Raw genomic sequence first — 21175 nt, 5'->3', positions numbered from 1 at the left:
GAAACGATGATGAGAGATTTCTTCAAACACGCCGCAGGCACGCTGACAGCCGGGGTTGCGGCCACTGCGCTTTTACTGCCTGCCATGCCGGCGGCGTCGGAAGCCCTAGTTCCCAACCGTCCAGTATCCGCGGAATTTCCCTATGAGAAAAAGGCGGCTGAAGTTCTGGGCGAACGTATCGCATACATAGATGAGGGCAGCGGGCCGGTGGTGTTGTTTTTGCACGGCAATCCGACTTCGTCTTACCTTTGGCGCAACATCATCCCTTATGCCGCCAAGAACCACCGTGTTGTTGCGCCGAACCTCATCGGAATGGGGGACAGCTCAAAGCCGGACATCAACTATACTTTTGCAGATCACGTGCGCTACGTGGACGGTTTCATCGAGGCTATGGGGCTGCGTGATATCACCTTGGTTGTCCACGATTGGGGCTCGGTTCTGGGCATGAGATACGCCCGGCGGAACCTGGAGAATGTAAGGGTAATTGCCTTTATGGAGGCTCTGGTCCCGCCTGGTGTGCCTGTTGCGAGCTATGATGCAATGGGCCCTCTCACTGGCGGGCTTTTCCGGGCTCTCAGAACACCAGGGCTGGGTGAGTCGATGATTCTTCAGCACAACTTCTTTGTTGAAACCGTGCTTGGCCGAATGGGCTCGGGGCGGACCTTGAGTGAAGCGGAAATTCTGCACTACAGAGCGCCGTTTGCCGCCGTAAAGGACCGCCTTCCGACACTGGCCTGGCCACGCCAGATCCCGATTGCGGGAGAGCCTGCCGATGTCGCAGCGGAAATTGAGGCCAATGGGGACTGGCTCTATTCATCGGGTATTCCCAAGCTTTACTTTCATGCGCAACCGGGAGCGCTGATGCCGCCACCCGTCGCTAAGTATGTGATTGTGAACGCTTTGAACCTCACCCATGTCGACCTTGGGTCCGGGTCGCATTTTCTGCAGGAATCCAGTCCGCATGAAATAGGAGCAGCATTGAAAAAATGGCTGCTGGCGTTGGAGTAATAAGGTTAACTGGAGGCGCCGGGTCAGTGGCCGGGCACTGTCCATGATCCCTTTGGCGCCTTAAATACGACTTTACAATGCCTATTTAATGATACATGAATGCTGCATGCATGTATGGAGTGGTGCCATGAAGGATTCGCCGCAAAAGCAGCCCTGGATGTTCGAGGTGACAGCCGAAGAAATCGCCAGGCTTGTCAGTTGTTTCTATGCCCGTGTCCGTGCGGATGCGGTGCTGGGACCGGTGTTCAATCCGGCCGTCAGCGACTGGCCTTCGCATGAGGAAAAGATTGCCGCCTTCTGGCGCGGGGCGATCCTGCGGGAGCCGGGGTATGAGGGCAATCCGATGCAGATTCATCTGGCTAATCCGGAAATCCGGCCAGAGCATTTCCCTGTCTGGCTGGCTTTGTTCCGTGATACCGCGGAGCGGGAGTTGAGGCCGGAGACAGCCCGTGCTTTTACCGCTTTGGCGGACAGGATAGGCAAGGGCCTGTCTTACGGGCTGGAGAACTTCCGGCGCGAAGCGGATGCGCCGCCGGTGCTGACATGAGCTTGGCGGCAGAGGCAGGGGGCCGAATGTGCTATGCTGGCGGCGCAGGCCGCAAGTGCGGGGGATAGCTGACATGCCGGATCCACTTTACTCGAAGGCCCGGATCATCTCAGAGCCGCCTGCCCGTGTTGTGCGGCGCTGGCTGGCGGCAGGCTGGGCCGACCTGCGCCGCAATCCCGGTTATTCGCTGTGTTACGGGGGCGCGCTGGTGCTCTTGGGCTGGCTGGCAGTCTGGCTGCTGGCCGCCACAGGCACCGGCTGGATGCTGATGCCGCTGCTGGCGGGCGGGGTGCTGGTAGGGCCGGTTGCCACGGTCGGCTTGTACACGGTGGCGCGCGGGCAGAGCGAGGTCGCCTCGAAAGGCCAGATCGCGCTGGTGGGCGCAATCCTGATGGTCTTTGCCCTGACCTGGATCCGGGCAGCGACGGTGCTGTTCGCCATCGTCTATGGCCTCAGGCCCTTTGCCGGCTTCATTGAGACGCTGGTGCTGATGATCAGCACACCGGCGGGCTGGATGCTGCTGATTTCCGGGTCCTTGACCGGCGGGTTGTTTGCAGCGCTGGGGTTTGCGGTCTCGGCCTTCTCTTTGCCGATGCTGGTGGAGCGCCGGATCGATGGTTTCTCCGCCATGGGGCTGAGCTTCAACGCTGCCACCCATAACTTCCGGCTGTCGGTCTGGTGGGGGGCGGCGATCACCCTGCTGACCGGGCTGGGGGTGCTGACCGGCCTACTGGGGCTGGCGATAATCTTTCCGCTGCTGGGCTACGCGACCTGGCACGCTTACGCAGATCTGTTTCATGGAGAAGCAAGATGAATGAGGCCCTTCCTGAAGGCGCGGTGCATTACGCCACCTCGCGTTTCAATGAGCATACCCTGCCGGAAAAGCTGCGCACGCATCACAGCACCAAGGCGGGGGTCTGGGGGCAGCTGGCGGTTCAAAGCGGGCAGTTGCTGTTTCGCCGTGAAGGCAAGGCGGACCTGTTGATAAAGGCTGGCGAGGCTGCCGTTTTTGCGCCGCAGGAGGTGCATTCGGTGGATGCGCCCGGCCAGGTGGAATTCGAAGTCCGCTTCTTCCGGCAGGAGGCCCCCGATGCTCCGTAGAGTTCTCCTGGAAGATTCCGCAATCCTGTGCGTCCTGTGCCTCGTGCTGCTAGGCGGGCTGGCGATCCTGGGCTGGGGCGTGCCGGTGGCATATGTGCTGCATGGCTGGCTGATTGCGCTGGCAGCAGGCTGGGGCATCTTGTGGATGCTGAACCGGATGGGCGGATCCCCGGCTGAGGTGCCGCAGGCCTATAACGACAGGGTGATCCGCTTTGGCGTGGTCGCAGCGCTGATCTGGGCCATCATCGGCTTCGCGGTGGGCGACATCTTGGCCTGGCAGCTGGCCTTCCCGGCGCTGAATGGCGATATGTCCTGGTCAAACTTCGGGCGGCTGCGGCCGGTGCATACCTCCGGCGTGATCTTCGGCTTTGGCGGTAACGCGCTGATTGCCACCTCGTTTTATGTGGTGCAGCGGACCTCAAGGGCACGGCTGGCGAGCGAGACCCTGCCGTGGCTGGTGTTCTGGGGCTACAACCTGTTCCTGGTGCTGGCGGCCTCGGGCTATCCGCTGGGCATCACCCAGTCCAAGGAATACGCCGAGCCGGAATGGTATGCGGATCTGCTGCTGCTGGTGGTCTGGGTTGGCTATCTGGCGCTGTACCTGAAAACGCTGGCCCGGCGGGCGGAGCCGCATATCTATGTCGCCAACTGGTATTACCTGGCCTTTATCGTGGTGATTGCGATGCTGCACACGGTGAACAACCTGTCGGTGCCGGTCTCAATCGCCTACCCCAAGAGCTATTCGCTGTTTGCGGGCACCCAGGATGCGATGACGCAGTGGTGGTACGGGCATAATGCGGTGGGCTTCCTGCTGACCGCCGGCTTCCTTGGGATGCTCTATTACTTTCTGCCCAAGGCGGTGAACCGGCCGGTCTATTCCTACCGGATGTCGATTGTCGGCTTCTGGGGGATCACCTTCCTGTACCTGTGGGCCGGCTCGCACCATCTGCATTACACGGCGCTGCCGGACTGGGTGCAGTACCTGGGCATGACCATGTCGATCATCCTGCTGGTGCCGAGCTGGGCCTCGGTCTTCAACGGCATCCTGACCATCAACGGCGCCTGGGACAAGGTGCGGACCGATCCGGCGGTGCGGTTCATGATGGTTGCGGTGCTGTTCTATGGACTGGCGACATTCGAGGGGTCCTTCATGGCGATCCGGCCGGTCAATTCTCTGAGCCATTACACCGACTGGACGGTGGGCCATGTGCATGCAGGCGCGTTGGGTTGGGTTGCCTTCATCACCTTCGGGGCGATGTACAAGATGGTGCCTTGGGTGTGGAAACGCGAGGGCGTCTATTCCCTGAAGCTGGAGGCCTGGCACTTCTGGCTCGCCCTGTCCGGGACGCTGATCTACGTCGGCGCAATGTGGAACAGCGGCATCACCCAATCGCTGATGTGGCAGACCTATGATGCCGATGGCGCGTTCCTCTACTCCTTCCTCGACAGCGTGGTGGAAATGCATCCCTACTATGCCGCGCGCGCGGTTGGCGGGCTGCTCTACCTGATCGGTGGCTGCATTGGCGCCTATAACATCTGGATGACGGTGAGCGGGCCGCGAAAGACCCAAACCCGGCAATCGGGGCCAATCCCCCGGCAGCCCGCGGAGTGACTAGCCATGAGCACACAGCATCAGAAACTTGAACGGAATTCCATCGGGTTTGCCTTGGCGATCCTGCTGGTGGCCTCGATCGGCGGCATTGTCGAGATCGCGCCGCTGTTCACCATCGAGAATACGGTGGAGGAGGTCGAGGGGATGCGCCCCTATACGCCGCTGGAGCTGGCCGGGCGCGACATCTACGTGCGGGAGGGGTGTTATGCCTGCCACAGTCAGATGATCCGCACCCTGCGCTCGGACGTGGAGCGCTACGGTCATTACAGCCTCGCGGCCGAAAGCATGTATGACCATCCGTTCCAATGGGGCTCTAAACGCACCGGTCCGGATCTGGCGCGGATCGGTGGCAAATATTCTGATGCCTGGCACGTGGCCCATCTGGAGGCTCCGCGGGAACTGGTGGAGGGTTCGGTGATGCCCGGCTATGCCTTTCTGTCGGATACTCGGCTGGCGACCGGCCATCTGCCCGCAGCGTTGAAGGCGCTGAGCCGCGCCGGGGTGCCCTATACCGAAGCCCAGATCGAAAACGCAGAGAAGGACGCGGTCTGGCAGGCGGATTTCGAGCAGAACTACGAAAGCGAGCTGCAAGAGAGCTATGGCGCAAAGGTGCAGGTGCGCGACTTTGACGGCCAGCCCGGGCGGCTGACGGAAATGGATGCGCTGGTCGCCTATCTGCAGATGCTGGGAACGCTTGCGGACCTGGATACACTGGACCCGGAGGAGAGCAACCGATGACTCATGATGCCGTTCTTGTGTTCTCCAAGACCTGGGGGGCGGTTTACTTGCTGGTTGTGTTCTTGGCGGCAGTGCTTTGGACCTATTGGCCGTCACGGCGGCGGATCTATGACGATGCGGCACAATCCCCGCTGGACGGGCGGGAGGATCAGCCATGGCAGTGAGGGAAAAGGACCCGGTTTCGGGCACTGAGCTGACCGGCCACGAGTGGGACGGGATCAAGGAAATGGACACGCCCGTGCCCTGGGCCTCCCGCTGGGCGCTGTGGATCAGCATTGCGGTGTCGGTGCTGTTCTGGCTGCTGTACCCCTCATTTCCGCTGGTCACCGGCTATGCCAAGGGCTTGCTGGGCTATTCCACGCGGGCGGTGGTGGCAGCTGCGGTGGATCAGGCGGAGGCGGAGCGGGCGCAGGCCTTTTCGCCGTTCCAGTCCGCGGACATTGCAGCGCTGGCGGCAGAACCGGAGCTGGAGGCGCGCTATAGCCAGGCGATCGGCAAACTATATGCCGACAACTGCGCCGCCTGCCACACGGCGGAGCTGACGGGCCAGACCGGGTTTCCCAATCTGACGGATGGGCATTGGCTGTGGTCCGGCAGCCCGGAGGAAGTCGAGTACAGCATCCGCTATGGCATCAATGCGGCCCATGACGACACCCGCAGCGCCCAGATGCTGGCTTTTGGCGCCGACGGGATGCTGGACAAGGCGCAGGTCAAGGAGGCAGTGGAATTTGTGCTGTCGCTGTCTGGACAGGCGCATAACGCGGAGCTGGCCGAAGCGGGCAGGACAGTGTTTGAGGACAACTGTGCTGCCTGCCATGGCGACGATGGGCGCGGCGGCTATGAAAACGGCGCGCCGGATCTGGGTGATAGCCAGTGGATCTATGGCGGCAGCCGGGACGATGTTTACCGCAGCGTCTACTATGGCCGAATGGGCGTCATGCCCGCTTGGGAGGGCAGGTTGAGCGACGCCCAAATCCGGATGCTGACACTTTACGTGCTGTGGAACGGCAATGATGCCGCCGACTGAGAATAAACCGTCAGAGGAAAACCCGCGTTTCCGCAGGGCGATGTACCTGCTGATACTGGCGCTGCTGGCAGGCTACGCCGGGTTCAAGGCCTGGCATCTGTCGGTGGCGTTTGAAGCCTGGGACGGGCAGGTTCTGGAGGGCACGGTTTCCGGCGCCGCCAAGTGAGGAGCGGCTGAAAAGGCTGGGGCCGGGCAGGCGGGCGCAGCCTATTTCAAGGCCTGCTCCGCTTCCAGCGCCCGGATCAGATTCCTCATGCCGTGGTTTCCTTCCAGCACGTCCTTAAGGGTGCGGTTGTCCAGCGCTGCAAAAAAGGCCTCCTGCGCCTCACTCAGGATTGGCAGCAGTCCGCAGGCCGGTGTCATCACGCAGCAGCCGCCGTCCTCCTTCATACATTCCACCAGCGGCGTGCCGTGTTCCGATTTTCGCAGCAGTGCACCGATAGAGATCGCTTCGGGCGGCCTAGCAAGGCGCATGCCGCCGTTGCGACCGCGGACCGATTCCACATAGCCCTCGTGGGTCAGCCACTGGGAGATCTTGGCCAGATGGTTGAACGGCAGCTGCTGCATCCCGGCTATTTCGCGGGTGGTCATCAGCCCGTCCTCGTGGGTGGCGAGGTGAATCAGGATGCGCAGGGCGTAATCGGAAAACTTGGTGATCTGCATATGCGTTCATCCCACAATTAATATGCATTGAAAAGACGTATTTTGTTGACATGTATCCACACCACCCAATAATAGGCATTCAAAATGCTTATTAAATGGAGGCAGCGCATGCAGCCAGTTGTTCTAATAATCTCGCTGATCCTGATGGCGGCGCTGTCAGCGGTCTTTGTTCTGGCGGCGCGGGCTGCGCGCGGCCCGGCGCCGGGGCCGGGCGCCAACGCAAAACGCACCGGGCTGATCTGGGCGATGACGATTGTGGGTGTGATCGTCTCCGTTGCATCGCTGAGGGAGTGGCCCCATGCGCTGGCCGGCACCGGTGATGCGCTGGAGGTGAATGTCAGCGGCGGCCAGTGGTGGTGGGACATCGACACCACGGAAATCCCCGCCGGCAAGCCGATCCTGTTCAGCGTCACCACCGAGGACGTGACCCACGGGATGGGCATTTATAACAGCGACCTCACGCTGCTGGCCCAGGTGCAGGCGATCCCCGGCTACACCACGCAAATCACCCACACGTTTGAGGAGCCGGGCAGCTACCAGGTCTTGTGCATGGAATTCTGCGGCGTGGCGCATCACGACATGGTCAACGAATTCGAAGTCATCGCAGCGGAGGAGTAAATGAGCACTGCATCTGAAACATTCGCATTTGAACCGGCAGCAGCCGGTCCCCAGGCGGGGGCGGTCAAGCTGACAATGATCCTGTCCGGCGCAGTGTTTGCGCTGATGATGGTCTTCGGCCTCATCATGCGCGCGGCGCAGGGCCAGTGGATCGAGCTGGACCCGGCGCTGTTTTATCAGCTGCTGACCGCGCATGGCGCGGGAATGGTGGGCACCGCGGCGCTGTCGGGCGCGGCGATCATGTGGTACTTCTGCGGCCGTTATCTGGAGCTGGCCGGCGGCATTTACTGGGCCTTCCTGGGACTGTTTCTGCTGGGGGTGGTGCTGATCCTTGGCGCCATCTTCATCGGCGGTTACGGCGGTGCCTGGACCTTCCTTTTCCCTCTGCCTGCACTCTCTGGCGGCGCCTGGGAGGCGGGCGCCGCCGCGGCCTTCATGCTGGGTTATACCGCTATCGGGGTGGGTTTTCTGCTCTATTACCTGGAGCTGGGCCGCCGTATTCATGCCCGTTACGGCAGCCTGGCGCGAGCGCTTGGCTGGAACCTGATCCTAGGCCGCGAGGACAATGATCCGCCGCCGCCCGCCATCGTGGCGGCCTCGGCAGTGACCATCTTCAACTCGATCGGCATCATCCTGGGCGCGGCGGTGCTGGCGGCAAGCCTGGTGCATCTGCTGGTGCCGGGGTTCGAGGTCGATGCACTCCTTGCAAAGAACCTGATCTATTTCTTCGGTCATGTGTTCATCAACGCGTCGATCTACATGGCGGTGACGGCGGTCTATGAGATCCTGCCGGAATACACCGGCAAACCCTGGAAATCGAACCGCCTGTTTGCAATTGCCTGGAACGCGGTGCTGATCTTTGTAATGGCGGTCTACTGGCACCATTTGCTGCAGGATGTGGTGATGCCACCCTGGATGCTGGTGGTGGGGCAGCTGGTCTCCTACTTCAGCGGCATTCCCCTGATCGCGGTAACGGCCTTCTCCACCTTTCTTTATGTGAGGGGTTCCAAGATGACATGGGACCTGGCGGCGTCGCTGCTGGTGCTATCGGTTGCGGGCTGGTCAGTGGGCTCGATCCCGGCCTCGATCGACGGGATGATCAGCGTCAACAAGGTGATGCATAACACCATGTGGGTGCCGGGCCATTTCCACACCTATCTGCTGCTGGGCGAGGTTGCGATGGCCTTTGGCTTCATGGCCTGGCTGGTGCGCGGCAAGACGATCTCGCAGATGGGCGGCTTGGACCGTGCGGCCTTTGTGACCTACCTGGCGGGTGCTGCCGGTTTCGTGACGGTGTTCCTGGTCTCCGGCGCTGCCTCGATCCCGCGCCGCTGGGCAGTGCATTACGAGGAATGGCTGACCCATGACCGCATCGGCACCTTGTTCAGCGTGCTGGTGGTCCTGGGAACGCTGATCTTTGTCCTGCGCTTTGTTGCGCGGCTCGGGCGGCGCGAAGGCTGATGGCGGCACGTTTTCTCCCTTCGGTTCTCGCCGCCGTGGCCGGCGGCGGGATCCTGTGGCTGGCCACGGACGGGGCCCGGGCCTTCACCAGCGAAGCGGCGCGGCGGCTGGATGTGGTGCAGTCGCCCCGCAAAGTGCCCGAAGTGCTTCTGGAGGATATGGCCAGCCGGCAGGTGCCACTGCTGCCGCAAGCGGGTGAAGTTGTGCTGGTTGAGTTCATCTACACCGTTTGCGGCGATATTTGTCAGACCTCGGCGGCGGATTTTGCCGGGATCCGCGACCACCTGCAGGCGCAAGGGGTGCAGGCCCGGCTGCTGTCAGTCAGCTTCGACCCGGAGCGGGACACGCCGGAGCAGATGTCGATCTATGGAGATGCCCATGAGGCTGATGGGATCATGTGGACCATCGCACGGCCGACGCAGAAAGATCTTCCAGGCTTGTTGAAGCTGTTTGATGTGACGGTCATTCCGGACGAATGGGGCGGGTTTCAGCATAACGCAGCGATTCACGTGATCAGCGGCGATGGCCGGTTTTCAGCGGTCTATGACACGGATGCTGTGGAGGCAGTGGTTGCCTATCTTGGGGAGGCGCAGCCATGAAGATGACCGTCCTGGCCCTGCTTGCCGCAGCTGAGGCCATTGCCCTGCGTCAGGCAGTAGAGGCCAGCCCGGTCCAGCATGTGCTGGTGCAGATGCCCTTGCTGGTGCTGGCGGGCGTGCTCATCAGCTGGGATATGCGCGGGCGGCGTGTTTGGGCGGTTCCGCTGCTGCTGACCGCACTGACGGCCTTTCTGTTCTGGATGCTGCCGCGCAGTGTGGACTGGGCGCTGACGCCAGCCGGGGAGACCGCCAAATACCTGAGCCTGCCTTTGCTGCTTGGCGTGCCGCTGCGGCTGAGCTGGCCATGGCTGGCCCCCGTTCTGCGCGGCTTCCTCAAGGCCAATGCGCTGTCGATGCTGGGGGTTTTGGGGTTCCTTTATACCCATGCCCCCTTGCGGATCTGCAATTCCTACCTGGTGTCTGCCCAGCAGGATCTGGGATTTGCCTTTCTTCAGCTTGCCGTGGTGCTGGCCTGCATTTGGGCTGTCCCGGTTTTGTTCGGACATCCGCGCTGGCTGCCGTCAGGCAGCGCCGGATGTTCCAAATGCGGAGCATGACGTGACATGACCTATGCCGAGACGGTCCTGAACTTTGCATATCTGGCCCGGCAGAAAAGCCTCCAACTGCGCACGGATCCGCTGGCCTTCCTGATCCTGGCGCTGAAGGCAGGTGCTTTTGTCGGGGCCGGAATTCTCCTGATCTTTTCGGTGGGGCAGGGCGTGGAGGGGGCTTTCCGCCCGATTGTCATGGGCGCAAGTTTCGGTGTCGCGTTGACGCTGGTGGTTTTCGCCGGTGCTGAGCTGTTCACCGGCCACACCATGTACATGACGCAGGGCCTTCTGACCGGCCACACTTGCCTCGGCGACCTGCTGCGCTGCTGGGCGGCCAGCTGGGGCGGCAACCTGGCCGGGGCGCTGCTGCTGGCGGCCGTGTTCACTGCGGGCGGCGGCGGGCTGATCCTGGGCGCAGGCGAGGATGCGCTGCTGTACAAGGTGGCAGCGAAGAAAATGCATGGTTCTGCGCTGCAGCTGTTCGCCAAGGCTGTGCTGTGCAACTGGCTGGTGTGCCTGGCCTTGTGGTGCTCGGCACGCGCCAGGGACGACGTGGCCAAATGCATCATCATTTTCTGGTGCCTCTACGCCTTTATTGCGGCCGGTTTCGAGCACAGCGTGGCTAATATGACGGTGTTCTCGGTGGCGCTGATGTCGGACCACCCGGACAGTATCTCCCTGGTCGGTGCCGCCTATAACCTTGCCTTTGTCACCCTGGGCAATACTTTTGCCGGCGCGGTGATTATGGGCTGGGGCTACTGGCGCGCAGCTTCCCGCCCGCGGGCGGAAGCTGCTGTTGAACCCGGGTCAGGTGCAATTTCCCGCTGAAAAGGCGTGAAGAGCAAGGTGTGGTGGCAATGTAGGGAGCTGCCTTCGGTATGCTCCCGCTTCTTGTGTACGAGACGTGCCAGGAACGCCGGAGAATTAAACCTGTCTGCACTCGATTTCAAAACCAGGGTAACGGCCTGCGCTCAACTATCTGGTAATTTTTCATGTCTGCTTGCTGGAAGGGCGCAATTGCGCCTGCAATCTCTGATCCAGGGAACGAAGGGTCCTGCAATTGGCTTGAAGCTGCCTCGACCAACTCTGTGATGGTCTGTAAGCGCTCGCTCTGTACTCCAAACACCAGCGTAACGTGTGGTGGAACGAGTTTGGCCCTTTGGGGTTCATGTTTTGTTCAAAAATCGCTATTTCGGTCTGTGCAGGATGGATCAAACTCTGGGTATGCCAAAACATAGATCATCGTGGGATAGTGGCGTGCTGAATTCAAAGGCTCAATGGCAGCAAAGTCCGGCGCCTCGATCCTTCCCTGGTCAAGTTTTGCTGAAACTTCAACCAATGGCGGCTTTGAATTCGGCGAGGCAGCGCGTACTTTTCTGCATCTGCGGTATCCGGCGTGCCGCAAGCGCGCGCTGCGAAAAAATCAAATTCACCGTAAGGGCTCTGACTGGGCATTCGCCGCACCAGGTGTGAATGACGGCAGGCAGCCCGGAGCAGACATAGACATGGTGGCGAGTGCCAAAGATGCTGTCGGTGCAAAATTCCATGGTGATTTTCCCGAAAACGGACCTTCGGCAGGGCCCAGCTACCTCATGTGATGCTGCGGGGTGAACCAGGGGCAGCGAAGCGCAGAAAGCAGCCCTTGCAAATCCAGTCCTGTCGCCAGATCAGGCCACGATTTTCGCCGCGCTTCCGCGACCAGAAGCTGCCCTACGTCGTGGGTGCAGCATGAAACTGGCATCGTGTGACCAAGTTGCAGGGCGAAGTGATCTTTCGCGGCGGGTTCCTCGAGTATTAGTTTCGGACGAACAGATGCCCGGCGGTGAAGGCCCAAAGGGCTGAAACCTGCGTTTTGGTCTGCAAATACTACTGATGAAGGATGCGCAATCTGCTTTTAAAGTACAGAAAATTGCGCAGCTGCGGCGGTGATATGCTACTCCCGGACGGGTGACGGGCACACGTACAGCATCCGCCACCGAAATCAGGCGGGGAGCCGTACCATGAAAACCGTAGACAAGGCGATGTTTCTGCTGCGCCAGTTTTCGCTGGAGAACCTAGAAATCGGCTTGAACGAATTGGCCCGCGCCACCGGCCAGGACAAGGCTGTTACCCGCAGGCTGCTGCAGTCGCTCAGCAAGCATGGCTTCATTGAGCAGAACCCGGAGACGCGGAAGTACCGGCTGGGTCATGGCTTCCTGTCGCTGGCCAGGCTGCGCGAGGCCACTGTGCCGATGGTCAAGGCCACCCAGGTGGTGACGCAGTGGCTGTCAGCGCAAGCAAATGAAACAGTTCACGTTGGCATCCCCGCCGAATCCGGGCTGGCGACTGCCTCTTTCACCCTGCCTGCGCGGGGCAATGTGATCAACCTCAGACCCGCGGAAACCTACCCGTATCATTCCTCCTCTTCCGGGCTGGCGTTTCTGGCTTTCTGTTCAGCGAAAACCCGGGACCGGCTGTTGAAGCTGAAACGGGGGAAGCTGACCCGTTTCACGGTGACCGGAGATGACGAACTGCTGCAGATTATCGAGGAAACCCGCAGCCGCGGTTATGCCTGCTGCCGCAACACGGTGGAGGAAGGGGTCGCCAGCGTCGCGATGCCATTTTTTACTGATGGCAAAGACCCGGCAGGCACCATTGCTATCGCTGTTCCCGACCTGAACCTGGACGAAGCCCGGCAGGAGGAACTGGCGGCGCTGCTGCGGACCGCCATCGGTAAACTGGAGACTGCGCTGACCGGTGCGCCCTCCGGGCGGGTATTTAGCAAGGTGCGATAATAGCACCTTTGGTGCGAAAAATTTCAGAAAATCGATTCTCTCTGCCACAAGGTTTGCAGCAGAGCGGCTGATGCCTGCGCCCCGCGGCGCCTCACCGCTCCCGGTTTGAAACCTGCGGATTGCCTGCACCAGCGGGCTGAAGGAACGATTTGATGGCTTACAATCTCCCGGAACAAGCCCCTGTGGTGATTATCGGCGGCGGCATTATCGGTGTCTCGACGCTGTACCACTTGGCGAAGCGGGGTGTGCCTGCTGTCCTGATCGAGCGGCGCAAGGTCGCCAGCGGCACCACCTGGCACGCTGCCGGCATCGTCGGCCAGCTGCGCGACAGCACCGCCCAGACCGAGCTGGGCAAATATACTGCCCGCCTGTTCCGCGAGCTGGAGGAGGAAACCGGCCAGGCAACCGGCTACAAGCCCAATGGCACCATCAACCTGGCGATTGGCGATGCGCGGCACGAGCAGCTGCTGCGCAGCCATGACCACGCTCACCGCATGGGGATCGAGAGCTTTCTGCTGTCCCGCGCGGAATTGCAGGAGAAATGGCCGTGGATCGAAACTGAAGATGTAAAATCCGCCTTCTTCGTGCCGTCCAACGGCCAGGTGAACCCTCTCGACGTGACCGTTGCCATGGTCAAGGGCGCCAAGGCGCAGGGCGCGCAGCTGTTCGAGGAGACCAAGGTGACACGGCTGGTTGTCCGCGGCGGCAAGATTGCCGGGGTGGAAACCGACAGGGGTGTGATCGTCACGGACAAGGTGCTGCTGGCCGGCGGCATGTGGAGCCATCTGTTTGCCAAGGCGCATGGTGTCACCGTGCCGCTGCACGCGACCGAGCATTTCTATATCGTGACCGAGCCGGTCGAGGGGTTGCCGAAGGATCAGCCGATCCTGAACATCGCCGAGGAGCGCACCTATTGGAAGGAAGACACCGGCAAGCTGCTGATCGGCTCTTTCGAGAAGCTGGGCAAGCCCTATGGCGCCGATGGCATCCCTGAGGATTTCGAGTTCGACGAGCTGCCCTTCGACATGGAGCACGTAGAGCCGAACTTGGAGAAGATGTTCGAGCGGATGCCACCCCTGGGCGAGATGGGCATCCAGACCTTCTTCAACGGCCCTGAGAGCTTCACCCCCGACGGCCGCCCCTACCTGGGGCCAACCAGTGAGATCAAGGGCCTGTTTATCGCCACCGGGATGAACTCCAACGGCATCCTCAACTCCGGCGGCGTCGGGCTGACGATGGCGGAATGGATGACCGACGGCTCCCCCTCGCGCGGGATGGGGCCAATGCTGGCGCGCCGGGCGCACCCGTTCCAACGCAATACCAAATACAACCACGACCGCAGCGCGGAATCGGTGGGCTTCCACTATGGCGTCTCCTGGGCGGGCCGCCAGATCCACAGCGCCCGCGGCGTGCGGCGGGTGCCGCTGCATTATCGCCTCACGGCGGCGGGCGCCGCCTTTGCCGAACGGATCGGCTGGGAGGTTCCCATGTATTTCGACCCGGATTGCAAGGGCTGGAACGAGGAGCCGAACCTGTGGTGGAAGGACTGGTCGCCGCATGTCGAGGCGGAATGCCTGGCGGCGCGGGACGCGGCGGTGCTGATCGATCAGTCGATGTATGCCAAGATCCAGGTGCAAGGCCCCGATGCGGTGAGTGCGCTGAACCGGGTCAGCGGTGCGGAAATGGATGTGCAAACCGGCACCTCGGTCTATACCCAGTTCCTGAACTCCCGCGGCGGCATTGAGGCGGATGTCACCATCACCCGCACCGCGCCGGACTGCTTCATGGTGATCACCGGCCACCCCAGCCAGATCCGCGACCAAGCCTGGATCCGCGACCATGCGGACCCGGAGTGGCGGTTCGAGATCTTCGATGCGACCTCAGCCTACGGCCTGATTTCCATCCACGGGCCGAAGTCGCGCGAAATCCTGTCTGCAATCTCGGGCGATGACCTGTCGAACGAAGCCTTCCCCTTTGGCGCGGCGCAGGAGATCGACATGGGCTATGCCCGCGGCTGGGCCATTCGCCGGTCGTTCCTAGGCGAGCTCGGCTATGAGCTGATGATGCCGACGGAATTCACGGCCGGTGTCTATGAGGCGCTGATGGAAGCAGGGGAACCGCTGGGCCTGCGCCATATGGGCATGTACGGTATGAATGCTTGCCGTCTGGAGAAAGGCTTCCGCCACTTCGGCCACGACATCGGCGAGGACGATACCCCTTATGAAACTGGGCTCGGCTTCGCGGTTGCGCTTGGCAAAACGGATGATTTCCTCGGCAAGACCACGCTTGCTACGCAGAAGGCGGGCGGCCCCGCGACGCAGTACAGGACGGTTTCCTGTATCGCCGAAGGCGTCGGCGCCAAAGACGGCCCCTACCTGATCCACAACGAACCGGTTTGGAAAGACGGGGAGATCGTGGGCCATGTGACCTCCGGCGACTGGGGCTTCCGGCTGCAGGCGATGGTCGGGCTCACCAGTTTGCACCGCGATGGCGGCGTAAGCAAGGCCTGGATCGATGAGGGTGGATTTGAGGTGCAGATAGCGGGCCGGATGTATCCGCTGAAGGTGCAGCTGGCCCCGTTTTATGACCCCAAGGGCGAAATCATGCGTGGCTGAAGCCATCAGCGGGAGGGAAAACACCATGGCTGACAAGGTCATACTGGTCATCGGCACATACGACACCAAGAACGCCGAGCTGGACTTTCTGGCGCAGAATATCAGCGGTCTGGGCGGCGGCGTGCTGACCCTGGATGTCAGTGTGCTGGGCGACCCGGAGCAGCCGACGGATTTCTCCAAGCACGATGTTGCCAAGGCCGGCGGCAGCTCGATCCAGGCGGCGATCGGCAGCGGCAGCGAGCATGTGGCGATGAATATCATGTCGGCGGGCGCCTGCGCGCTGGTCCGGGAGCTGCACCGCGACGGCGGTATCGACGGGGTGATCATCCTGGGCGGCACCATGGGCACCGATCTGGCGCTGGATGTTTGCCAGGCGCTGCCGGTGGGGGTGCCGAAATATGTGGTTTCCACCGTTTCCTTCTCGGCGCTGATCCCTTCTGAACGTCTGTCGCCGGACATCCAGATGATCCTCTGGGCCGGCGGGCTTTACGGGCTGAACAGCATTTGCCGGTCCTCGCTGGCCCAGGCGGCGGGGGCTGTCCTGGGGGCTGCGCGGGCGGCTGAGCCCGCGGTTAGCGGGCGGCCGGTGATCGGCGTTACATCGCTTGGCACCTCCTGCCTCAAATACATCAAGATCCTGAAGCCAGAGCTGGAACAGCGCGGCTATGAGGTGGCGGTATTCCATGCCATGGGCATGGGTGGCATGGCGTTTGAGCAGATCGCGGCGCAGAACGGCTTTGTCTGCGTGATGGATTTTGCGGGCTGCGAGCTGGGCAACCTGATGGCCGGTTCGGTGGTCAATGCAGGCCGCGAGCGGCACCTGTCGGCAGGCCGCGCGGGCATTCCGCAGATCATCGCGCCCGGCTGCATGGACCTGATCGACTTTGCCGGCTGGCAGGAAATTCCGGAGCGGTTCCGGGGCCGCCCGATCCACACCCACAACAAGCTCGTGAAGAACACATTCTACAACGCCGAAGAACGCCGCGGCATCGCCCGCGAACTGAACCGGCGGATTGGCGAAAGCAAGGCCCCTACTCATTTGATTATCCCCAAAGGCGGGATCGAGGAATGGGACCGCCCCGGCGGCGACTGCCACGATCCGGAGGGGCTGGAAGCCTTCATCACCGAACTGAGCGCAACAGTTGCCCCTGCCGTCCAGGCGACGGAGCTGGAAGTGCATATCAACGACCCTGCCTTCGCGCAAACGGCGCTGGAAATCCTCGACCGCTGGGTGGCGGAGGGGACCGTGCCGCCGGGCAAGGCTAGCAACTGAAGCAACGGAACACATCAAGGGAGGATTACATGAAACTCAAACTCGCAGCCGCTGCGGCGCTTCTCAGCGCAACCGCTGCCATGGCGGAGTATCCGGAGAAACCGGTCTCCTTCGTGGTGCCCTGGCCTCCGGGCGACCTGGAGGACGTGCTGACCCGGATGATTGCCGACAAGTTCCAGGAAATGTACGGCGTTCCCGCGGCAGTGGTGAACAAGCCGGGCGGCGGCGGCGGGCCGTTCCCTGGCGCCGTCGAAGTGGCTGGCGCCCCGGCCGACGGCTATACGGTCGGCTCCTTCGTGATCGGGGTTCCCGTGGTTGGCCCTGGAATCGGCATTCCAGAGCTGAACCCCAACCCCTTCGACCCGGTCGGCATTTTCCTGACCTATCCGTTTGTTGTCGCAACCCTGGCGGACAAGCCCTACGGGACCTGGGAAGAGCTGGCGGCGTATGGTGCGGAAAATGACGTTTCGCTCGGTCACTACGGCACTTTCCTGGCCCCGACCAAGGTGACCTTTGCCGCTGCTTTAAAATCCGGCTTCGATTTTGCCAGCGAAGCGGCCTACGACCTGCTGGATTGCAACGTGCTGGCTTCGGGCGACGTGGATGTGGTGAACGGCACCCTGCAAACCCTTCTGCCCTGCATGGACAGTATCAAGATCCTGGCCAGCATCGGTTCCGAGCGCACCGCGCTGACCCCGGATGTCCCGACCATGGCCGAGGTGGTTCCGGGCCTGGAGCTGTCGCTGTGGAACGGGCTTTTCGTTCATAAGGACACCCCAGTGGATGCGCGCGAGAAGATCGCCACCGCTGCCCAGGCCGCGCTGGAGACAGAGGCCGCGCAGAACCTGATGAAGGAAACCGGCGTGCTGCTTTACTGGAAGGACGCCGAGGCCTCTGCCGGCCAGATCGCGAAGGACATCACCGATCTGGCAGAGATCAACGCGCTGGTCGGCGAATAACACAGCCAGGGGCGCTTCATGGCGCCCCGGCACACGCCGCGGCAGGAGGAGGAGCTGCGATGACGCGTATCAAATACTTTCAGGAATTGTTTCAGCGCTACCGGCGGCCGGGAGATCTGGTTTTTGCCGCGGTGTTCCTGCTGTTTGCGCTGTTCCTGCTGAGCCAGCTGGGCGAACAGACCAAATGGGTGAAACGCACCAAATGGTACGGCCAGCCGTCGCTGTGGCCCAGCGTTGCGGTCTGGGGGATGGTGATTTTCGGTGCCTTCCACCTGCTCGGCTCGGTGGTCTCCCCCCGTATTCCCGGCCGCCTGAAGGAAGTGGCGTTCTGGCTGCGCTCGCTGGAATATGTGCTCTATTTCCTGGCCTATGTCGCCGTTGTCCCGCTTTGCGGCTACCTGCCGTCGACAATCCTGTTCGCCCTGTTCCTGACCCTGCGCGCAGGCTTCCGCCGCCCGCAGCACATGGTGCTTGCCGCGGTGTTTGCCACCTGCGTTGCGCTGGTCTTCCGCGGCTTTTTGCAGGTGAAAATCCCCGCAGGCGAACTCTACCAGCATCTGCCCGATGCGCTGCGCGCCTTTGCGCTGTCCTATTTGTGAGGCTCCCATGGACACGTTCCTTTCCGGTCTTCAGATCCTTGCCCAATGGGACGTCTTCGCGGCCCTTGCCATCGGCTCCATCGGCGGCGTCATCATCGGCGCGCTGCCGGGGGTCGGGCCCGCGGTTGCCATCGCCATTCTGCTGCCCGCGACATTTGCCTTTGAACCCATCATCGGGCTGACCCTGCTCTTGGGGATCTACGGCAGTTCCATGTACGGCGGCGCCATTCCGGCCATCCTGATCAACACCCCCGGCACGCCGGTCAATGCGCTGACCACCTATGACGGCTATCCGATGACCAAGCGCAAGGAAGGCCACAGGGCGCTGTCGCTGGCCTATTCGGCGTCCTTCTTCGGCGGCATCTTCTCGGTTGTCTGCCTGATCGTGCTGTCGCCGGTTCTGGCGCTGATCGCCCCGCATTTCGGCAGCCGCGAGATCTTTCTCGCCGCCTTCATGGGCATCCTGCTGGTGGTGGTAGCACACCGCGGCCAGACCTTTGCCGCCGGGATGCTGGCCTGTTTCGGCATCTTCCTGAACACCGTCGGGCTGGAGCCGGTCAAACTGACCAAGCGCTTCACCTTCGATCAGGGCTGGCTGTCCTCCGGGTTCGACCTGATTGTTGTGGTGCTGGGGCTGTTCGCGCTCAGCCAGGCCTTCCTGCTGCTGATCGAAAAGGACCACGCCCCCGGTGAAACCCATGTGCAGGGAAACATGCTTGCCGGCATGAAAGAGCTGCTGGGGATCAAGCGCATCGCCACCGTCTCGTCCTCCCTTGGCGTGCTGATGGGCATGATCCCCGGCGTCGGTGAGTTCACCGCGCAGTTCCTGTCCTACACCTACGCCCAGAAAACCTCGAAAACCCCGGACGCCTTCGGCAACGGCTCTCCCGAAGGCCTTGTCGCATCTGAGGCAGCAAACAATGCTGTCCCAGGTGCGGCAATGATCCCGCTGCTGGCCCTGGGCATCCCCGGCGAGGCGCTGACCGCGATGATGCTGTCGGTGTTCTATGTGCATAACGTGATCCCGGGTCCAAAGCTGTTTGAAACCCAGTTGGATTTTGTAATGGCGCTTTATCTGTCCCTGATCCTGCTCAACGTGATTGTGCTGGTGTTCCTGCTGTTCTCCACCAACCTGCTGCTGAAGATCATTCAGATCCCGACCCGGTTTCTGGGCATGATGATCCTGACCCTGTCCTTCATCGGCGTCTATTCGCTTCGCAATTCGATCACCGACTGCGCCATCGCCGCGGGTTTCGGCGTATTCGGCCTGATCCTCAAGCGGCTGAACCTGCCGATTGTGCCGATCATTCTGGGCATGGTCCTGGGCGGCATCATGGAAGTCAAACTGCGCGCCGCAATGGCAGCAGTGAAAACCCCCATAGACTTCATCAGCCGCCCCATCGCTGCAATCATCTTCGTGATGATCATCGGGATCCTGGTGCTGCACATCCGCACCCTGATCCGCGAGCAGAAAGCTAAGCGCAAGCCGGATCCGGTTGGGCCTGACTACGAACATTCCAGCCAGCAGGGGTAGGACTATGCTGAACCAGAGAGACATCGACGCCTTCCGCCAGCAGGAAGTGCCGGCCCAAGGCCATTTCATCGATGGGGCGGCGCAGGCTTCCCTGATCGGCGGCATGCTGGAGGTGATTTCCCCCATCGACGGCCGGCCGCTGGCCCGTCTGGCCGAAGGAACGCCTGCCGACATGGAGCGTGCCATTGCCTCAGCACGGGCCTCCTTCGAAGCCGGGCACTGGTCCCGCATGGCCCCCGCCGCCCGCAAGAAGGTGCTGATGAAGCTAGGCGATCTGATCGAGGAGCGGGCGCTGGAAATCGCCGTGCTGGGGGTGCGCGACAACGGCACCGAAATCACCATGGCAATCAAGGCGGAGGCACTGTCGGCCGCCGCAACCTTCCGCTACTACGGCGAGGCCGTCGACAAGATCTATGGCCAGGTCGCCCCCACGGCAGAGAATGTGCTGGCCCTGGTGCATCACGCACCGGTCGGGGTGGTGGGGGCTATCGTGCCCTGGAACTTCCCGCTGATGATCGGCTCCTGGAAAATCGCCCCGGCGCTGGCGGCAGGCAACTCGATTGTTCTGAAGCCGGCCGAGAGCGCCTCACTCAGCCTTTTGAAGATCGCCGAACTGGCGATTGAGGCCGGTGTTCCGCCGGGGGTGTTCAACGTGGTGACCGGCAAGGGCAGCGTCGTTGGCGAGACCCTGGCGCTCAGCATGGATGTGGACATCATGGTTTTCACCGGCTCCGGCGCCACCGGGCGGCGGCTGCTGGAATATTCGGCCCGCTCCAACCTCAAGCGCTGCTACCTGGAACTGGGCGGCAAATCCCCCAACATCATCTTCGCCGATGCGCCCGACCTGGCCGAGGCAGCCAAGGTCTCTGCCGCGGGCATCTTCCGCAACTCGGGCCAGGTCTGCGTCGCAGGCTCGCGGCTGCTGGTGCAGGAGGACATCGCCGAGGATTTCATCGCTGAAATGGCCCGTCACGCCGGGGCTTTCCGGGTCGGCGACCCGCTCGACCTCGCCAGCCAGATCGGCGCGGTGCATTCGCTGGCAGAGCTGGAAGCCAATCTGGAGTTTGCCACCCGCGCCGAGGCCGAGGGCGCCGAGCTGCGGGCCGGCGGCCGGCGCATCCTCCAGGAAACCGGCGGATTCTACATGCAGCCCACTATCCTGGCAGGGGTGAAACCGCAGGACCACCTGTTCCAGAACGAGGTCTTCGGTCCGGTGCTGGCCGTCACCACCTTCAAGGACGAAGAGGAGGCAATCCGCCTAGCCAATGCCACCACCTACGGGCTTTCCGCCGGTGTCTGGACCGCCAATCTCAGCCGGGCGCACCGCATGGTGGCAGGCATCCGCTCCGGCATTGTGCATGTGAACACCTACGGCGGCTCCGACCTGACCGTGCCTTTGGGCGGCGTCAAACAGTCCGGCAACGGCCATGACAAGTCCCTGCACGCTCTGGAAAAATACTCCGACCTGAAATCCGCCTGGATTCAGCTTTGATCCG

At 62.0% G+C, this 21175-nt stretch carries 23 protein-coding genes; 22 read left to right on the top strand and 1 reads right to left on the bottom strand.

All coding sequences use genetic code 11. The features are described from left to right. Positions 1-9 precede the first annotated feature (9 nt). The 9 genes from RA25_RS19965 to RA25_RS22840 all read left to right on the top strand — a co-directional run bounded on the left by RA25_RS19965 (position 10) and on the right by RA25_RS22840 (position 6199). Positions 10-1008 carry a haloalkane dehalogenase gene (locus RA25_RS19965; RefSeq protein WP_241477452.1) on the top strand — a complete coding sequence of 333 codons (999 nt, stop codon included), beginning with the start codon at positions 10-12 and terminating at the stop codon, positions 1006-1008. Positions 1009-1135: 127 nt separating this feature from the next. Next, a complete protein-coding gene (locus tag RA25_RS19960) occupies positions 1136-1555 on the top strand; it encodes a group III truncated hemoglobin (protein WP_039174668.1) in 420 nt (139 codons plus the stop codon). 73 nt (positions 1556-1628) lie between these two features. Beyond that, on the top strand, positions 1629-2369 hold the full coding sequence (locus RA25_RS19955; protein ID WP_039174666.1) for a DUF2189 domain-containing protein: 741 nt from the start codon (positions 1629-1631) through the stop codon (positions 2367-2369). Beyond that, on the top strand, positions 2366-2656 hold the full coding sequence (locus tag RA25_RS19950; protein ID WP_039174664.1) for a DUF1971 domain-containing protein: 291 nt from the start codon (positions 2366-2368) through the stop codon (positions 2654-2656). The genes RA25_RS19955 and RA25_RS19950 overlap by 4 nt, the downstream gene beginning before the upstream one ends. Beyond that, positions 2646-4268 carry a cytochrome-c oxidase, cbb3-type subunit I gene (ccoN, locus tag RA25_RS19945; RefSeq protein ID WP_039174663.1) on the top strand — a complete coding sequence of 541 codons (1623 nt, stop codon included), beginning with the start codon at positions 2646-2648 and terminating at the stop codon, positions 4266-4268. The genes RA25_RS19950 and ccoN overlap by 11 nt, the downstream gene beginning before the upstream one ends. 6 nt (positions 4269-4274) lie before the next feature. Further along, positions 4275-5006, top strand: a complete 732-nt coding sequence (gene ccoO / locus RA25_RS19940; RefSeq protein ID WP_039174661.1) for a cytochrome-c oxidase, cbb3-type subunit II — start codon at positions 4275-4277, stop codon at positions 5004-5006. Further along, positions 5003-5170, top strand: coding sequence for a cbb3-type cytochrome c oxidase subunit 3 (locus RA25_RS19935; protein WP_039174659.1), 168 nt, complete (start codon positions 5003-5005; stop codon positions 5168-5170). Before ccoO ends, RA25_RS19935 begins: the two co-directional genes overlap by 4 nt. Continuing rightward, positions 5161-6033: a cytochrome-c oxidase, cbb3-type subunit III gene (ccoP, locus tag RA25_RS19930; RefSeq protein WP_039174657.1), complete on the top strand. Its 873-nt coding sequence runs from the start codon at positions 5161-5163 to the stop codon at positions 6031-6033. Before RA25_RS19935 ends, ccoP begins: the two co-directional genes overlap by 10 nt. Beyond that, the gene (locus RA25_RS22840; protein WP_206539712.1) at positions 6020-6199 is read left to right on the top strand and encodes a hypothetical protein; all 180 of its coding nucleotides are present in this window, start codon (positions 6020-6022) and stop codon (positions 6197-6199) included. The genes ccoP and RA25_RS22840 overlap by 14 nt, the downstream gene beginning before the upstream one ends. Positions 6200-6240: 41 nt before the next feature. Here RA25_RS22840 and RA25_RS19925 read toward each other — a convergent pair whose 3' ends face one another. Then, positions 6241-6696, bottom strand: coding sequence for an RrF2 family transcriptional regulator (locus RA25_RS19925; RefSeq protein WP_039174655.1), 456 nt, complete (start codon positions 6694-6696; stop codon positions 6241-6243). Positions 6697-6804: 108 nt separating this feature from the next. On the opposite strand from RA25_RS19925, the gene RA25_RS19920 reads away from it, so the two are divergent. From RA25_RS19920 to RA25_RS19860, 13 genes are all read left to right on the top strand, one after another. Beyond that, positions 6805-7314 carry a cytochrome c oxidase subunit I gene (locus RA25_RS19920; protein ID WP_039174653.1) on the top strand — a complete coding sequence of 170 codons (510 nt, stop codon included), beginning with the start codon at positions 6805-6807 and terminating at the stop codon, positions 7312-7314. Next, positions 7315-8775, top strand: a complete 1461-nt coding sequence (locus RA25_RS19915; protein ID WP_039174651.1) for a cbb3-type cytochrome c oxidase subunit I — start codon at positions 7315-7317, stop codon at positions 8773-8775. Further along, entirely contained in the window at positions 8775-9374 is a 600-nt protein-coding gene (locus tag RA25_RS19910; protein WP_039174649.1) for an SCO family protein, read from the top strand. The genes RA25_RS19915 and RA25_RS19910 overlap by 1 nt, the downstream gene beginning before the upstream one ends. Next, complete coding sequence (locus tag RA25_RS19905; protein WP_039174648.1) at positions 9371-9931, top strand: hypothetical protein; 561 nt, start codon at positions 9371-9373, stop codon at positions 9929-9931. Before RA25_RS19910 ends, RA25_RS19905 begins: the two co-directional genes overlap by 4 nt. A gap of 6 nt (positions 9932-9937) precedes the next feature. Then, the gene (locus tag RA25_RS19900) at positions 9938-10753 is read left to right on the top strand and encodes a formate/nitrite transporter family protein (protein WP_039174646.1); all 816 of its coding nucleotides are present in this window, start codon (positions 9938-9940) and stop codon (positions 10751-10753) included. 449 nt (positions 10754-11202) lie between these two features. After that, a complete protein-coding gene (locus RA25_RS19895) occupies positions 11203-11523 on the top strand; it encodes a hypothetical protein (RefSeq protein ID WP_039174644.1) in 321 nt (106 codons plus the stop codon). Between the two features lie 402 nt (positions 11524-11925). After that, entirely contained in the window at positions 11926-12699 is a 774-nt protein-coding gene (locus RA25_RS22235) for an IclR family transcriptional regulator (RefSeq protein ID WP_052254315.1), read from the top strand. Positions 12700-12851: 152 nt separating this feature from the next. Then, positions 12852-15314, top strand: a complete 2463-nt coding sequence (locus RA25_RS19885) for an FAD-dependent oxidoreductase (protein WP_039174642.1) — start codon at positions 12852-12854, stop codon at positions 15312-15314. 25 nt (positions 15315-15339) lie between these two features. Next, on the top strand, positions 15340-16587 hold the full coding sequence (locus RA25_RS19880; RefSeq protein WP_039174640.1) for a Tm-1-like ATP-binding domain-containing protein: 1248 nt from the start codon (positions 15340-15342) through the stop codon (positions 16585-16587). A 29-nt stretch (positions 16588-16616) separates the two neighbouring features. Beyond that, positions 16617-17546 (top strand): tripartite tricarboxylate transporter substrate binding protein, encoded by a 930-nt coding sequence (locus RA25_RS19875; protein ID WP_039174639.1) that lies wholly within the window; start codon positions 16617-16619, stop codon positions 17544-17546. A gap of 59 nt (positions 17547-17605) precedes the next feature. After that, the gene (locus RA25_RS19870; protein ID WP_039174637.1) at positions 17606-18145 is read left to right on the top strand and encodes a tripartite tricarboxylate transporter TctB family protein; all 540 of its coding nucleotides are present in this window, start codon (positions 17606-17608) and stop codon (positions 18143-18145) included. A gap of 7 nt (positions 18146-18152) precedes the next feature. Further along, the gene (locus RA25_RS19865) at positions 18153-19679 is read left to right on the top strand and encodes a tripartite tricarboxylate transporter permease (protein WP_039174635.1); all 1527 of its coding nucleotides are present in this window, start codon (positions 18153-18155) and stop codon (positions 19677-19679) included. A 4-nt stretch (positions 19680-19683) separates the two neighbouring features. Further along, the gene (locus tag RA25_RS19860) at positions 19684-21171 is read left to right on the top strand and encodes an aldehyde dehydrogenase (protein WP_039150640.1); all 1488 of its coding nucleotides are present in this window, start codon (positions 19684-19686) and stop codon (positions 21169-21171) included. Positions 21172-21175: the final 4 nt, after the last annotated feature.

Source organism: Leisingera sp. ANG-S5 (assembly GCF_000813925.1).
Classification (GTDB): Bacteria; Pseudomonadota; Alphaproteobacteria; order Rhodobacterales; family Rhodobacteraceae; genus Leisingera.
This window is presented reverse-complemented; position numbering and strand designations above follow the sequence as displayed.

Coding starts and splice junctions, on each gene's coding strand:
- RA25_RS19905 (WP_039174648.1), top strand. CDS start 9,371: ATGAAGATGACCGTCCTGGCCCTGCTTGCCGCAGCTGAGGCCATTGCC.
- RA25_RS19895 (WP_039174644.1), top strand. CDS start 11,203: ATGGCAGCAAAGTCCGGCGCCTCGATCCTTCCCTGGTCAAGTTTTGCT.
- ccoN (WP_039174663.1), top strand. CDS start 2,646: ATGCTCCGTAGAGTTCTCCTGGAAGATTCCGCAATCCTGTGCGTCCTG.
- RA25_RS19960 (WP_039174668.1), top strand. CDS start 1,136: ATGAAGGATTCGCCGCAAAAGCAGCCCTGGATGTTCGAGGTGACAGCC.
- RA25_RS19955 (WP_039174666.1), top strand. CDS start 1,629: ATGCCGGATCCACTTTACTCGAAGGCCCGGATCATCTCAGAGCCGCCT.
- RA25_RS19935 (WP_039174659.1), top strand. CDS start 5,003: ATGACTCATGATGCCGTTCTTGTGTTCTCCAAGACCTGGGGGGCGGTT.
- RA25_RS19865 (WP_039174635.1), top strand. CDS start 18,153: ATGGACACGTTCCTTTCCGGTCTTCAGATCCTTGCCCAATGGGACGTC.
- RA25_RS19885 (WP_039174642.1), top strand. CDS start 12,852: ATGGCTTACAATCTCCCGGAACAAGCCCCTGTGGTGATTATCGGCGGC.
- RA25_RS22840 (WP_206539712.1), top strand. CDS start 6,020: ATGCCGCCGACTGAGAATAAACCGTCAGAGGAAAACCCGCGTTTCCGC.
- ccoP (WP_039174657.1), top strand. CDS start 5,161: ATGGCAGTGAGGGAAAAGGACCCGGTTTCGGGCACTGAGCTGACCGGC.
- RA25_RS19950 (WP_039174664.1), top strand. CDS start 2,366: ATGAATGAGGCCCTTCCTGAAGGCGCGGTGCATTACGCCACCTCGCGT.
- RA25_RS19965 (WP_241477452.1), top strand. CDS start 10: ATGAGAGATTTCTTCAAACACGCCGCAGGCACGCTGACAGCCGGGGTT.
- RA25_RS19925 (WP_039174655.1), bottom strand. CDS start 6,696: ATGCAGATCACCAAGTTTTCCGATTACGCCCTGCGCATCCTGATTCAC.
- RA25_RS19910 (WP_039174649.1), top strand. CDS start 8,775: ATGGCGGCACGTTTTCTCCCTTCGGTTCTCGCCGCCGTGGCCGGCGGC.
- RA25_RS19880 (WP_039174640.1), top strand. CDS start 15,340: ATGGCTGACAAGGTCATACTGGTCATCGGCACATACGACACCAAGAAC.
- RA25_RS19915 (WP_039174651.1), top strand. CDS start 7,315: ATGAGCACTGCATCTGAAACATTCGCATTTGAACCGGCAGCAGCCGGT.
- ccoO (WP_039174661.1), top strand. CDS start 4,275: ATGAGCACACAGCATCAGAAACTTGAACGGAATTCCATCGGGTTTGCC.
- RA25_RS19870 (WP_039174637.1), top strand. CDS start 17,606: ATGACGCGTATCAAATACTTTCAGGAATTGTTTCAGCGCTACCGGCGG.
- RA25_RS22235 (WP_052254315.1), top strand. CDS start 11,926: ATGAAAACCGTAGACAAGGCGATGTTTCTGCTGCGCCAGTTTTCGCTG.
- RA25_RS19875 (WP_039174639.1), top strand. CDS start 16,617: ATGAAACTCAAACTCGCAGCCGCTGCGGCGCTTCTCAGCGCAACCGCT.
- RA25_RS19860 (WP_039150640.1), top strand. CDS start 19,684: ATGCTGAACCAGAGAGACATCGACGCCTTCCGCCAGCAGGAAGTGCCG.
- RA25_RS19900 (WP_039174646.1), top strand. CDS start 9,938: ATGACCTATGCCGAGACGGTCCTGAACTTTGCATATCTGGCCCGGCAG.
- RA25_RS19920 (WP_039174653.1), top strand. CDS start 6,805: ATGCAGCCAGTTGTTCTAATAATCTCGCTGATCCTGATGGCGGCGCTG.